Here is a 12558-nt window from a genome sequence, read left to right on the forward strand (position 1 = left end):
GCTTTTTATTTATTCTCTCTATGGATTAATACGCTGACTTATATTGAAAAGTGCGATCTAAATCCAGCAAGCTGCTGTCCAGCAACTTTTGCGCTTTTGGGGTAATCTGCCACAGCATGCGCTGGCGGTCATCACGACCGGATGGCACAATCCAGTCATTCTGGCGCATTTGAATTTTTAAACTATGCAAGGCACGAATATTCATCTGGGCACGCGCGACAGCATGCGCTCGTGGCATCTGCACCCGCGCATCCGGCAGGCCGGTTTCATTCAGATATTCATTCATGCGCTTTGAGAAAAACTCTTCGGGTGTGGGATTGACAAAGGTTGAGCCCAGCAATGCCAACAATTGTGCCCAGGTGAGTTTTTTCTGGACTTTGATTTCCTTGAAGTTACCATCCTGATAGGCATGCATCCGGTATTCAAAAGAAAAAATTTCATGCATCGCCACTTTGGGCAGGCTTAAGAATGGATCGAGCTGAGCTGTTCCGCCATCACGTTCCAGTTGCGCGACTTTCGCTTTAAGCTGGTCAATCTCGTCATGCAGGGCTTGGGTATTTTGCGGGCGTACCCAGCCGGTCACCGGATAGCGCTCCAGCATTTGTGACATGTTAAAACGCACTGCCATTTCCAGATCGCGCAGGCTACGGTAAGTAAAGACCTGATCGACTTCCTGCTGTAACAGTTGACGGAATTCCTTGAATTTTTCCTGTAATTCCGGTTTGGCATCATGCAATGCACTTTCACGTGATGCCGGATCATCATGCATAAACACAATAATCGGTTTTTGCTTGGTCACTGCATAAATATATTCGAGATGCATATAGCCAACACCCGATACCGACTGCTCTCCATACTGGCTTCCCAGCAGAATCACGACATAATCACAGTCATCAATCTGGCGGCGTGCAAATGCAGTATTCAGGGGTGTACGCTGTTCCAGTCCCCACGAGAAAAACCCCATTCCTACCAGTGTTTGAGACAGAATGATACGCTCCGGTTGCATTTCTGCCCCAGAGGTTGAGATGAACACTTGGTACCGTTTATCCAGCATGGGCTATCCTCTTCTCCTGTACATTTGGGTAAAAAATGCATCATCACATGCTTCTTTACCCAATATGGCCACCCCACAATCAAAATATCTTTCTTCTTAAATTATAAAAATGAGTTTTAAACTGCACTCATATTACTGACCTGCCATTTTAAATCGGCCGGAATCAGATGCTGCAAAATCGGTCGGAGCTGTTCAGCATTCTGCCCACTCACCACCAATTCAATTTTCACGCTTTCTTTAGACTCATGCTCAAATAATAACCCATTTTTAATTAAAATTCGGGCCGTTTGTCTTGCAACCGCGAATCCTGAGTCAATTAATGTCAGCTTTTGACCAAAAATATACTGAATTGACGATTTTAGGAAGGGGTAATGTGTACATCCTAATACTAAATAATCAGCGCCTTGATCCACAACTGGTTGTAAAATCTCTTTTAATGTCTGCAAACAGGCTGCACTCATCTGCTCTCCAGCCTCAACAAAAGGCACCAGATCTAGACTGGTGACCGGCAGGACTTTGACTTGAGCCGGTTCGGCAAAACGGGAAATCACATCTTTAATCAGCTGGCCGCGGAAGGTCGCGGGCGTGGCCAATACCGCCACCGTTTTCGACTGGGTATTCAAGACTGCCGGTTTAAGCGCGGGTACTAAACCGATAATCGGAAAGTTTTCACCATAATAGTCACGCAAATAATCCAGACTAAAAGCGGAAGCAGTATTGCACGCCACCACCGCAACTTTACAACCCTGACGATACAGCCATTCAATCGCCTGGGCCGTCAGGGCACGAATTTCCTGATCATCTCTCGGGCCATAAGGCACATGCGCAGTATCCGCATAATAGACAAAGCGCTCATTGGGCAAATGGCGGGCAATTTCCAGGGCGACTGACAAGCCGCCTACGCCTGAGTCAAAAATACCAATCGGCGCATCTGCCGTGGCATTGGGCATCGGGTCTAATAGCTGGGAAATTGGTTGAATAGCGCTCATAACGTTGCAGGTGGCTTGTTTGAAATTTCTAGCGATCAAGCTTAAACCTCAGGTGCTCAAATGCAAGTCTAAATCACCACTTTTCAGACTTAAAACGGTTTCGCCTGCCGGATTTTCATCAAGCTCTCCCATCTCGACCAGATGTAAAAATGCAGCACGCTGGATCAGGGCATTGATCCCGAAACGCACATGCACATAAGGCCGTAGTTCGCCTTTATATTCACGCATGAAGATTGGATGTTCAGCATCGACAACAATCAGGTCTTGCGTGGTCGTGCCCAGTTGCAGATAAGTCATTCCATTGATCTCAACCTGATCGACCTGATTGACAAATAAAGGTTCATCTTCAACTTCAATTTCAATCATTTCTACCGGTGTTTTTAGATAGAATTTATCGTTTTCTTTCCAGAGCACCGTTGCAAACAGGTCAATCATCGGCTGACGCTTGATCAATTGACCTTCGTGCCACCATTCGCCGGTGGCTAAAACCTTCAGATCCATGGTGCCACAATGCTTTGGCTGCCATTGCTCCAAAGGGGGAATTGACCTTTTGTGACTGCTCTGTGCATCTTTTAAGTATTGTGCGATATCCATTAAATTTTTATCATCGGGATAAGTTACTTTTTTCGTCGGATTTGTGCTGGGTACTGGCTTATCCATAAAAGAAGACCTTAATGACGGAAAAATAATATGTTTCAGCCAATTGGCTAAAACCGGCTTTAAAACTATACTAGCCCAGATTATCAAAGACACCAGCATTTTTGTGTCTAGGAACCAAGAACACTTATGGCAGCACCCAACCATCCGGTTATGGTTGCCACCGAATAGTAATATGAGGAGTCCTACATGGAACACATCGAACGTGAATCGATGGAGTTTGACGTCGTCATCGTAGGCGCAGGCCCTGCGGGTCTTTCTGCTGCGATCAAAATCCGTCAACTTGCAATTGAAAACAACTTAAACGATTTGTCCGTTTGTGTCGTAGAAAAAGGCTCCGAAGTCGGTGCACATATTCTGTCTGGTGCTGTGCTTGAACCGCGTGCCATGAATGAGCTGTTCCCCGACTGGAAAGAACAGGGTGCCCCGCTGAATGTCCCGGTGACTGAAGATAAAACCTTCTTCCTGCTTTCAGATGAAAAATCACAGGAAGCACCGCACTGGATGGTGCCTAAAACCATGCATAACGATGGCAACTATGTCATTTCACTGGGCAATGTGGTGCGCTGGTTAGGCCAGAAAGCGGAAGAACTGGAAGTGTCGATCTTTCCGGGCTTTGCAGCCTCTGAAATTCTGTATCATGCCGATGGCACGGTAAAAGGCATCCAGACCGGTGATATGGGTATTGGTAAAGATGGCGAACCAACGCATAACTTTACTCCGGGTTATGAACTGCATGCCAAATACACCATCTTTGCTGAAGGCTGCCGTGGTCATCTCGGTAAGCGTTTAATCCAGAAATTCAACCTGGACAAGGACGCTGATCCGCAACACTACGGTATCGGCATTAAAGAGCTTTGGGAAATCGATCCTGCCAAGCATAAACCGGGTCTGGTGATGCACGGTGCCGGCTGGCCACTAAATGAAACTGGTTCTTCAGGTGGCTGGTGGTTATACCATGCTGAAAACAACCAGGTGACCCTGGGCATGATCGTGGATCTGTCCTATACCAACCCGCATATGTATCCATTTATGGAAATGCAACGCTGGAAAACTCATCCATTGATCAAGCAGTATCTGGAAGGTGGCAAGCGTATTTCTTATGGTGCACGTGCTGTGACCAAAGGTGGATTTAACTCGCTGCCGAAATTCACTTTCCCGGGCGGCTCATTGATTGGGGATGATGCCGGCTTCCTGAACTTTGCCAAGATCAAGGGTTCTCATACGGCGATGAAATCCGGCATGCTCTGCGGTGAAGCGGTATTTGAGGCGATTGCGGCCGGTGTCGAAAAAGGCGGTGATCTGGCGGTGGCGCGTGTAGTGGAAGGCGAAGATTTCTTTGTCAAAGAACTGACTGCTTATACCGACAAGTTCAACAACAGCTGGTTAAAAGAAGAGCTCTATAACTCGCGTAACTTTGGCCCGGCAATGCACAAATTCGGTCAATGGATCGGTGGTGCCTTTAACTTTATCGATCAGAACGTGTTTAAAGTTCCGTTCACCCTGCATGATCTGGTTCAGGATCATGCTGCGTTGAAAACCCAGGCGGCTGAAAGCTTCAAGCCAAACTATCCAAAACCGGATGGCAAGCTGACCTTTGACCGTCTGTCTTCAGTGTTTGTCTCGAATACCGTGCATGAAGAAAACCAGCCAGCACATTTGAAACTCACCGATGCTTCAATTCCGGTGGAAGTCAACCTGCCGACATGGGATGAGCCTGCACAGCGTTACTGCCCGGCGGGGGTCTATGAGATTATGGAAAATAATGACGGTTCCAAGCGTTTCCAGATCAATGCAGCCAACTGTGTACACTGCAAGACCTGTGACATCAAGGATCCGTCCCAGAACATCACCTGGGTGACACCGGAAGGTGGTGGTGGTCCGAATTACCCTAACATGTAATTTGGATAGTTCTTGCGCAGCAGTGCTGTTCATATCCGAACATTTAATCTGATTATCAGATAAAAAATAAACCCGCTTTTAAGCGGGTTTATTTGTGGATAAATATTTAAAATTTCAGTTCTTGCCCATTCATCTATTTAATTTCACAGATTTGTGGAGTTTTATTTCCTAAATAGGGACAGATCATTGAGCTCATCTGTCATTTATCTCTTTAGCCGCCTTTCTTCACTAAATAATGAAATTCTTTATTGCCATTTTCATCCAGACGTTCTTCCTGCAATAGCAACTCATGCCCCAAATGCATACAGAATTTTGGAATATCCCACGACGTTGAATTATCCGTGGCAAACACCTCAACCACATCACCTGCCTTGGATTTACGGATCGCCTGATGCAACATCATCACTGGCTCAGGACAACGCAAACCTCGGGTATTCAATTGCAGACTTGGAATAATTTCAGTTGGGGACATCGATAGACTCAGGATGGAAAGACTGTCATATTTTAGCATAAAGCTGCGATTACATTGCTGCTTTGCATACGTGGCCAGTTTTAAAATCAGCGCTGACTCACGCGATCAAGACTGTGCATCATATTTACAATAGACAAGCGTATTTTCTGCGGTATGATAAAACCACGTTTTTTTAGATATTAAGAGTCTTCAGGAAAAATCATGCACGAGGAATCAGGCCCGTCGTGGGGTATGCGCGGCTTACGCAAATGGCTGGGAACTGCACCCGAAACTCGCGACGAACTGCTAAAATTAGTACAAGATTCACGTCGATTTTTAGAACCCGATACTGTTGCCATGCTTGAGGGCGTTCTTGACCTCCCGGCAACCAAAATTCGTGAAGTCATGACGCCTCGCACGTCCATGATCAGCTTACAGGAAGATGACCAACTGCTGGATATCCTGCATGTGCTGGTCGAATCTGCGCATTCACGTTTTCCGGTATTTTCTTCCGATCAGACCGATAATGTAGTCGGCATTCTGTTGGCAAAGGATTTATTGCCTTTTCTAACTGAACCGACGGCCAAAGTCGATATTCGCGCGCTTATGCGTCAGCCTTTGTTTGTTCCAGAAAGCGCCCGCTCCGATCAGGTTTTGCGCATGTTGAAGAATACCCAGACGCATATTGCGGTGGTGATTGATGAATACGGTACGACTTCGGGTCTGGTGACGCTGGAAGATATTCTGGAAGAAATTGTCGGTGAAATTGAAGATGAACATGACAATGCTGATGAAGAAGCATACTACATTGTTCCGGACAATGATCCGACTACGGCCAATACCTGGGTGGTACAAGCGCTGACCCCAATTGAGTATTTCAATAATATGCTGAATGCGACTTTCCCTGATGATGAAGTGGAAACCATGGGCGGCTTGTTATTACAGGAAATTGGTCTGGTGAGTGATCTTGAAGGTCAGACCATTGAACTGGAAAACTGGCAATTTACCATTCTTGAGGCAGATTCACGCTCTATTCATCTAATTCGAGCCGTGCGCCAATGAGAGCGTATTTCGATAAGCTGTTGAGTTCGTCTCAACAGCAAAAACCTTTGCCGCTAATCTATCCTGTTTTAATTGCCTTATTTGCAGGTGCTATCTTTAGTTTGGCACTAGCCCCTTATCATTACTGGTGGCTGGCGATTCTGTCTCCAGCACTGCTCTATGCTTGCCTGCGCGGACGTAGCGCAAAACAGGCCTTTGGCATTGGCTGGGCTTATGGGATTGGCTTGTGGTTTGTCGGCGCATTCTGGCTGTATACCTCAATTCATGTCTATGGCGATACCAGTGCATTTCTCAGCGTCGTGATGATCCTGATTATGGCGCTGGTGATGGGTCTGTTTAGTGCCGTTCAAACGTTTGTCTATCGCCGCTTTTTCCCGGAAACACCTTTAACCTTTGCCCCGCTCTGGGTGCTGTTTGAATGGTCCAAGACCTGGGTCTTTACCGGATTCCCATGGCTGTTTGCTGGTTATGCCTTTACCGAACGCTACTTGGATGCTTATGCGCCATTATTCGGGGTGTTTGGGGTATCTTTCGTGGTGATCATTCTGGCCTGTGCGCTGGTTGAGATCCTGAATAGACGCCTGTTCTGGGCCATTCCTTCCGCCATCTTGTTACTTGGTGCCTGGGGCGCAGCACAGCTGACGTTTGTTGAGCAAAAAAATCAAAAGCCTTTAACGGTTTCCCTGATTCAGGGCAATATTCCGCAAGACTTGAAATGGCTGACTGAATATCAGGTAAAGACCTTATTGATTTATGCCAATTTGAGTAAAACCGAATGGGGTCGTGATCTGATCGTCTGGCCGGAATCTTCGATTCCCATGTTCCAGACTGATATTGAAGCCTTTCTGGAGGCCATGAAAGTACAAGCTGAAAAATCAGGCACTGCATGGGTAACCGGCATTCCATATTGGGATTTAGCAGAATCACAGGCTGCAGGCTATCCAAAATATTACAATAGCATTATGGCCAGCGGAAATGAATCTGATGGGCTATACAAGAAGCAACGACTGGTTCCCTTTGGTGAATATATCCCCTTATCAGGCTGGCTGAGCTGGGTCTTGCCAGGTCTGCAAAATGATCCTTCCATGAGTGGTTTTACCCGGGGCGCAGATCATCAAAAACCATTGAATGTGAAAAATCATCCATTGGGTTCTGCAATTTGCTATGAAGTGGCCTACCCGAATTTGACCCGTCGCAATGCCAGCCAAAGTGATTTTCTGGTGACCGTGTCTAATGATGCCTGGTTTACCGGCACGGCAGGACCATTACAGCATCTGCAAATGGTGCAAATGCGTGCTAAAGAAAATGGCCGCTGGTTTATTCGAGCGACCAATACTGGTGTGACTGCGTTTATTGACCACAATGGCCACATCGTAAAAAAAGCCCCGGTGGATCAGGAAGCGGTATTACGTGGTGAACTTCCAGCCATGCAGGGTGAAACGCTATATATGAAACTCAGCGACTGGCCGGTCCTGATCTTCTCGGTTCTACTCTTGCTAGTGGGCTGGCGCTTCCGTCCACGTAAAGTGGATGTCAGCTTTAAATCTAGACGGTAATTTTTTCAAGTACCCCTTTTACAAAGGGGGATTTAGGGGATTCCTGAATATAGCACCTTATCAATCCCTCCTAAGCTCCCTTTATGAAAGCGAAGAACACTCAAGGCAATAAAAAACCGAGGTCAATGCCTCGGCTTTTTATTACATTCAAATTTAAAACTGTGAAGCCAGATAACACAACATACTGGCAAGTGACAGCATCGGCACATGACGATAGAGCTTAACCAGTGTCTGCTCAAATACTGAACCTTGTTCGGCTTGAATGCGAACTACACTCGCGTTTAATGCGGACCAGAAACATAGGGCCAATAAACTGCTCATCAAGCTGATAGCAAAAAAGGCCACCATAATCTGGCTGCTGCCTTCGGTGCTCTGCCATAAATGGACGATTCCCTGACTGATCGGCAGCATGCTTAAAACCAGAAGAACAGATTTCAGCATCGACCAATGAAATTGATTGATTTCATCTCCCAAGATAAATGCTTTCATGTGCTTCTCCGTTGGCGAGTCAAGTGCCATTCAGATCATTATGAGCTTTTTTAAATAAATAGAAAGTGTATGTTTATTCATATTTTACGAGAATTGTAATAGATAAATATGGGAATAATTCTTATTATAACTCGCATATCAATTTTATTATTTCATTATTATAAATATCATTAACTTACATTATATTTAATAATTAAGAGTTATTATCACTTCACTTCGTATTGAAATAGCCTATTAAGTGAAGTGATATATGTCATCTATCGAGAATTTATAATGATTCTCAATTAAGGCTGATAATAAATATCGGCATCTGTTCCTTCACCACCCGATTGACCATCTGCACCAAATGAATACAGATCGAAGCTGCGGCCATCGGTGCCCGGAATCACATATTGCAGTTCATTATCCCAGCTGTCTTTTGGAAAACCGCCCTTGACATAACCGCCTGGCACCCAGTTTTTTGCAGTCGCTGGCTGATTCACCAGTGCATCCAGACCGCCTTCCTGCATACTTGGATACTTGCCATTGTCCAGCTTGTATTGATCCAGTGAACCTGCAATGCTTTGTAACTTGATCACGGTGGTATCGACTTTGGCCTTTTCACCACGTCCCATCACGTTCGGAACGATCAGCGCAGCAAGCACACCGAGAATAACAATCACCACCATGACTTCGATTAAGGTAAAGCCTGTCTGTTTATTTAATTGATTCCTTTTCATTCAATCTCTCTCATTTATTTGCATCATTCAGAATTTCCACTTGAATCTTGATCACAGCAAAATTCTAACTGGCTTCTGTTTAAATCATATTATTCATATTCACAATTGGCAGCATGACCGCAATCACAATCACCAGAACAATACTGGCCATCAGCACCAGCATTAAAGGTTCCAGCAAGGCCAGTAAAGTTGAAATCAGGGTGGTCACTTCGCGATCCTGCATCTGTGAAGCACGTTCCAGCATGCGGTCCAGTTCACCAGATGCTTCACCACTTTTGATCATTTGTACCATCATCGGCGGGAAATAACCACTGCGTTCCAGTTGGGTCGCCAGGTTGCCACCTTCTGTCACCTTTTCTGCCGCCAGATTGACAGAATCCCGGATCACCCAGTTATTACTGACTGCAGCACCAATGCGCAATGCATCAACCAGAGGCACGCCAGACTGGGTCAAAATGGATAAGGTACTGGCAAAACGTGCGGCATTAATCCCGCGTGACAATTTGCCGAATAAAGGTAATTTTAAGGTCAGACGGTCAAAGGCATAATGCCCGGCGGTGGTTCTTAAAAACCGGACCAACAGGAAAATCCCCAAAGCACCACCAATCAATAAAAATGGCCAAGCAATGCGGATAAAATCACTGGCTTTCATCAAGGCCACGGTAATCCACGGCAAGGCATCTTTACTCTGGTCAAAGGTCTTGACGATATCTGGCACCACATAGGTCATCAGCCCCATCACGATCGCAAAGGACATCAGCATCAGAATAATCGGATAGACCATCGCACCCTGAATTTTTTTCTGCATGGCAAAGCGGTTTTCGGTATAGTCGGCCAATTGATCCAGAATCAGGTCCAGATGCCCAGAACGCTCACCGGCAGCAATTGTGGCAATATACAGCTCGGGAAACCGTCCGGATTGCTGCAAGCCCTGCGCCAGACTATGCCCTTCCAGCACTTTGGAGCGCACCGACATCAGCAGGTTTTGTACATGCACTTTTTCGCTTTGCTTGCCGACGGCGCGAATCGCTTCTTCCAGTGGAATCGCGGCTGCGACCAGCACAGATAGCTGCCGGGTCATCAGAGCCAGATCGTAGGCCGTGATGCTTTTTTCAAACCATTTTCGTCGATGCTGTAGGTCTTTTTTTTCGACAGGATCAACAGAGACCGGAATAAGTGCTTTATCCCGTAATTGTTGCCGGATCTGACGTGCAGAATCCCCCTCCAGCACGCCTTTTTGCTGCTTTCCTGAAGCATCAAGCGCAATAAACTGATATGCAGGCATTGTAATGCTCTAATTTTCCAAAATTTTGCTCAACGCTGTTGCGTCAGACCACCGAAATCATTCATATTCTTTGATATAAATTATCTGCTCACTCTAACATAATCGAACTTTAAGCACGACGAAATTTCTTCAGGATCTCCACCCCAAGATATGCAAAATTCTCACCCAGATTCAAGTCCACTTTATCGCGTACGCGTTGCTGTACCTGTGCATGTATTTGATTGTTTTGATTACACGATGAGTACAGCACAATTTGAACAGGCACAGATTGGCGCACGTGTACTGGTGTCGTTTGGTCGGCAGAATCTGGTCGGGGTGATTATCGAAAAACTATCCGCAGACACTCCTCTCGATCCGCGCTTTAAACTTAAGGCAGTGACCGAACTACTTGATGAACGCGCCATTATAGATGCCAAAGTTTTAAGTTTGTTGACATGGTCAGCGCAGTATTACCAGTTTCCGATCGGTGAAGTCGTCCACAGTGCCCTGCCGACTCTGTTGCGTCAGGGTAAGCCTTATAACCTGCTGGCCCGTACCTGGAAATTACTGGACCCTGATGCCGAGGCCAAAGTACGCCGTTCGGACAAGCAGCAGGAAGCTTACCGGATTTTAAAACTGCATCCGGTCGGGACCACTGAAAATGTGCTGAACATGGCCGGGATTGAAACCGCGACCTTAAAAGCGCTGGAGAAAAAAGAGATTTGCGCCTGTGTGCTGGAGCCACAAGATTTCAATCCGCAGCCGATGCAGCTGGCACAAATGCCGCTGACCGCCAATCCTGAACAAAAACATGCAGTCGAACAGGTATTAAAATATCGCAATCAATATCAAGCTTTTTTACTGGATGGTCTGACCGGCAGCGGTAAAACTGAAGTGTATTTGCAGATCATGGAACAGGTACTGAAACAGGGCAAACAGGTGCTGGTGCTGGTGCCGGAAATCGGCCTGACGCCGCAAACCATCAGCCGTTTTCAGTCCCGTTTTCATTGCCATATTGCGTTGCTGCATTCCGGGCTGAATGATTCCAAACGGCTACAAGCCTGGCAGTCGGCGGAAACCGGCAAAGCCTCAATCGTACTCGGTACACGTTCTGCCATTTATACCCCGATGCCGAATCTGAGCCTGATCATTCTGGATGAAGAACATGACCTGTCCTTTAAACAGCAGGAAGGCTTCCGCTATCATGCCCGCGATGTCGCCCTGTACCGCGGCCATTTACAGCAATGTCCGGTAATCTTAGGGTCAGCCACACCAAGCATTGACAGTTATGCGCTGGTGCAACATGGCAAGATGCAGGCACTGGAGCTGAACCAGCGTGCCGGCACGGCCTTGATGCCCAAAATCCATATTCTGGATTTAAAAGTTGCGCAAAAAAAGCATGGGATTAGCCTGCAATTGATTCAGGACATCAAAAAGCGCCTGGAGAAAAAAGAACAGGTGCTGATTTTTTTAAACCGCCGTGGCTATGCTCCCGTCCTGCTTTGTGGCAGCTGTGGCTGGCAGGCGCAATGTCCGCACTGTGATGCTAACTTCACTGTACACCGTCAGCCTTATCAGCATCTGCATTGCCATCACTGCGGCACTATTCACCGCATGCCGGAACACTGCCCGCAATGTCAGCATCAGGAACTGGTCACGCTAGGTATGGGTACCAGCAAAGTCGAAGAACATCTGAATGAACTCTTTCCGGATTTCGAGGTGATTCGGGTCGATCGCGATTCCACCAGTCGGGTCGGCAGCTGGCAGAAAATCTATGACAAGATTCAGAAAAGCGAACCTGCCATTTTGCTCGGCACCCAGATGCTGGCCAAAGGCCATCATTTTCCTTATGTCACGCTGGTGGCGATTCTGGATATCGATTCCGGTCTGCTGAGTGTGGATTTCCGTGCTACTGAACGGACTGCACAGCTGATCGTACAAGTCGCAGGTCGGGCCGGACGCGGCGAACATAAGGGCGATGTCTATCTGCAAACGCTCAGGCCTGATCATGCCTTGCTGAACACCTTGGTCAATGAAAATTATCGCGTATTTGCCCAGCAAACCTTAAAAGAACGGCAGATAGCCAGAATGCCGCCCTACCGTTATGCCATCCTGATTCGCTGTGAATCCAAGGATCAGGCACAAAATACCGAATTCTTACAGAAACATGCAGCACTCCTCAGGCAATATCCTGATCTGGCGCTGGACATCTGGGGACCAATTCCTGCGCCAATGGAACGTAAGGCCGGACGCTATCAGTCGCATATGGTGCTATTGTCAGCGGATCGTCCACGTTTGCATTACTATGTGCGCAGCTGGTGGCAAAACATGCTGCAGGACAAACCTTCTAGCATGAAGCTCACGCTAGACATCGACCCTCAGGAACTGAGCTAAAAGATATTGCGCCTGAGGATC

The 12558-nt window shown here is 46.8% G+C and carries 11 protein-coding genes; 4 read left to right on the forward strand and 7 right to left on the reverse strand.

Annotated features, from left to right (window positions below; translation table 11 throughout):
• Positions 1-25 precede the first annotated feature (25 nt).
• From G4D73_RS07970 to G4D73_RS07980, 3 genes are all read right to left on the reverse strand, one after another.
• The gene (locus tag G4D73_RS07970; protein ID WP_213686484.1) at positions 26-1054 is read right to left on the reverse strand and encodes a DUF4062 domain-containing protein; all 1029 of its coding nucleotides are present in this window, start codon (positions 1052-1054) and stop codon (positions 26-28) included.
• A gap of 116 nt (positions 1055-1170) precedes the next feature.
• The gene (murI, locus tag G4D73_RS07975; RefSeq protein WP_004729363.1) at positions 1171-2043 is read right to left on the reverse strand and encodes a glutamate racemase; all 873 of its coding nucleotides are present in this window, start codon (positions 2041-2043) and stop codon (positions 1171-1173) included.
• 48 nt (positions 2044-2091) lie between these two features.
• The gene (locus tag G4D73_RS07980) at positions 2092-2703 is read right to left on the reverse strand and encodes a DUF1285 domain-containing protein (RefSeq protein ID WP_213686485.1); all 612 of its coding nucleotides are present in this window, start codon (positions 2701-2703) and stop codon (positions 2092-2094) included.
• A gap of 186 nt (positions 2704-2889) precedes the next feature.
• Between G4D73_RS07980 and G4D73_RS07985 the strand changes: the two genes are divergently transcribed.
• Entirely contained in the window at positions 2890-4602 is a 1713-nt protein-coding gene (locus G4D73_RS07985) for an electron transfer flavoprotein-ubiquinone oxidoreductase (protein WP_213686486.1), read from the forward strand.
• A 211-nt stretch (positions 4603-4813) separates the two neighbouring features.
• Here the strand turns inward: G4D73_RS07985 and tusA are convergent, their stop codons facing one another.
• Entirely contained in the window at positions 4814-5074 is a 261-nt protein-coding gene (gene tusA / locus G4D73_RS07990; protein WP_004729361.1) for a sulfurtransferase TusA, read from the reverse strand.
• 201 nt (positions 5075-5275) lie between these two features.
• Between tusA and G4D73_RS07995 the strand changes: the two genes are divergently transcribed.
• Together G4D73_RS07995 and lnt are read left to right on the forward strand one after the other, a co-directional pair.
• The gene (locus G4D73_RS07995) at positions 5276-6115 is read left to right on the forward strand and encodes an HlyC/CorC family transporter (protein WP_213686487.1); all 840 of its coding nucleotides are present in this window, start codon (positions 5276-5278) and stop codon (positions 6113-6115) included.
• Positions 6112-7671, forward strand: a complete 1560-nt coding sequence (gene lnt / locus G4D73_RS08000) for an apolipoprotein N-acyltransferase (protein ID WP_213686488.1) — start codon at positions 6112-6114, stop codon at positions 7669-7671. Before G4D73_RS07995 ends, lnt begins: the two co-directional genes overlap by 4 nt.
• A gap of 153 nt (positions 7672-7824) precedes the next feature.
• Here the strand turns inward: lnt and G4D73_RS08005 are convergent, their stop codons facing one another.
• From G4D73_RS08005 to gspF, 3 genes are all read right to left on the reverse strand, one after another.
• Positions 7825-8160 (reverse strand): hypothetical protein, encoded by a 336-nt coding sequence (locus G4D73_RS08005; protein WP_213686489.1) that lies wholly within the window; start codon positions 8158-8160, stop codon positions 7825-7827.
• A 284-nt stretch (positions 8161-8444) separates the two neighbouring features.
• On the reverse strand, positions 8445-8879 hold the full coding sequence (gspG, locus tag G4D73_RS08010; protein WP_004278567.1) for a type II secretion system major pseudopilin GspG: 435 nt from the start codon (positions 8877-8879) through the stop codon (positions 8445-8447).
• Between the two features lie 79 nt (positions 8880-8958).
• Complete coding sequence (gene gspF / locus G4D73_RS08015) at positions 8959-10164, reverse strand: type II secretion system inner membrane protein GspF (RefSeq protein ID WP_213686490.1); 1206 nt, start codon at positions 10162-10164, stop codon at positions 8959-8961.
• Positions 10165-10314: 150 nt separating this feature from the next.
• Here gspF and G4D73_RS08020 point away from each other — a divergent pair, with 150 nt between their 5' ends.
• On the forward strand, positions 10315-12537 hold the full coding sequence (locus tag G4D73_RS08020) for a primosomal protein N' (RefSeq protein WP_213686491.1): 2223 nt from the start codon (positions 10315-10317) through the stop codon (positions 12535-12537).
• Positions 12538-12558 lie beyond the last annotated feature (21 nt).

It is taken from the genome of Acinetobacter sp. WY4, assembly GCF_018438165.1.
Taxonomy (GTDB): Bacteria; Pseudomonadota; Gammaproteobacteria; order Pseudomonadales; family Moraxellaceae; genus Acinetobacter.

What these genes read in the sequence shown, in the direction of transcription:
- G4D73_RS07970 (WP_213686484.1), bottom strand. Translation starts at nt 1,054, where the DNA reads ATGCTGGATAAACGGTACCAAGTGTTCATCTCAACCTCTGGGGCAGAA.
- G4D73_RS07995 (WP_213686487.1), top strand. Translation starts at nt 5,276, where the DNA reads ATGCACGAGGAATCAGGCCCGTCGTGGGGTATGCGCGGCTTACGCAAA.
- murI (WP_004729363.1), bottom strand. Translation starts at nt 2,043, where the DNA reads ATGAGCGCTATTCAACCAATTTCCCAGCTATTAGACCCGATGCCCAAT.
- G4D73_RS08005 (WP_213686489.1), bottom strand. Translation starts at nt 8,160, where the DNA reads ATGAAAGCATTTATCTTGGGAGATGAAATCAATCAATTTCATTGGTCG.
- tusA (WP_004729361.1), bottom strand. Translation starts at nt 5,074, where the DNA reads ATGTCCCCAACTGAAATTATTCCAAGTCTGCAATTGAATACCCGAGGT.
- G4D73_RS08020 (WP_213686491.1), top strand. Translation starts at nt 10,315, where the DNA reads ATGCAAAATTCTCACCCAGATTCAAGTCCACTTTATCGCGTACGCGTT.
- G4D73_RS07985 (WP_213686486.1), top strand. Translation starts at nt 2,890, where the DNA reads ATGGAACACATCGAACGTGAATCGATGGAGTTTGACGTCGTCATCGTA.
- lnt (WP_213686488.1), top strand. Translation starts at nt 6,112, where the DNA reads ATGAGAGCGTATTTCGATAAGCTGTTGAGTTCGTCTCAACAGCAAAAA.
- gspG (WP_004278567.1), bottom strand. Translation starts at nt 8,879, where the DNA reads ATGAAAAGGAATCAATTAAATAAACAGACAGGCTTTACCTTAATCGAA.
- gspF (WP_213686490.1), bottom strand. Translation starts at nt 10,164, where the DNA reads ATGCCTGCATATCAGTTTATTGCGCTTGATGCTTCAGGAAAGCAGCAA.
- G4D73_RS07980 (WP_213686485.1), bottom strand. Translation starts at nt 2,703, where the DNA reads ATGGATAAGCCAGTACCCAGCACAAATCCGACGAAAAAAGTAACTTAT.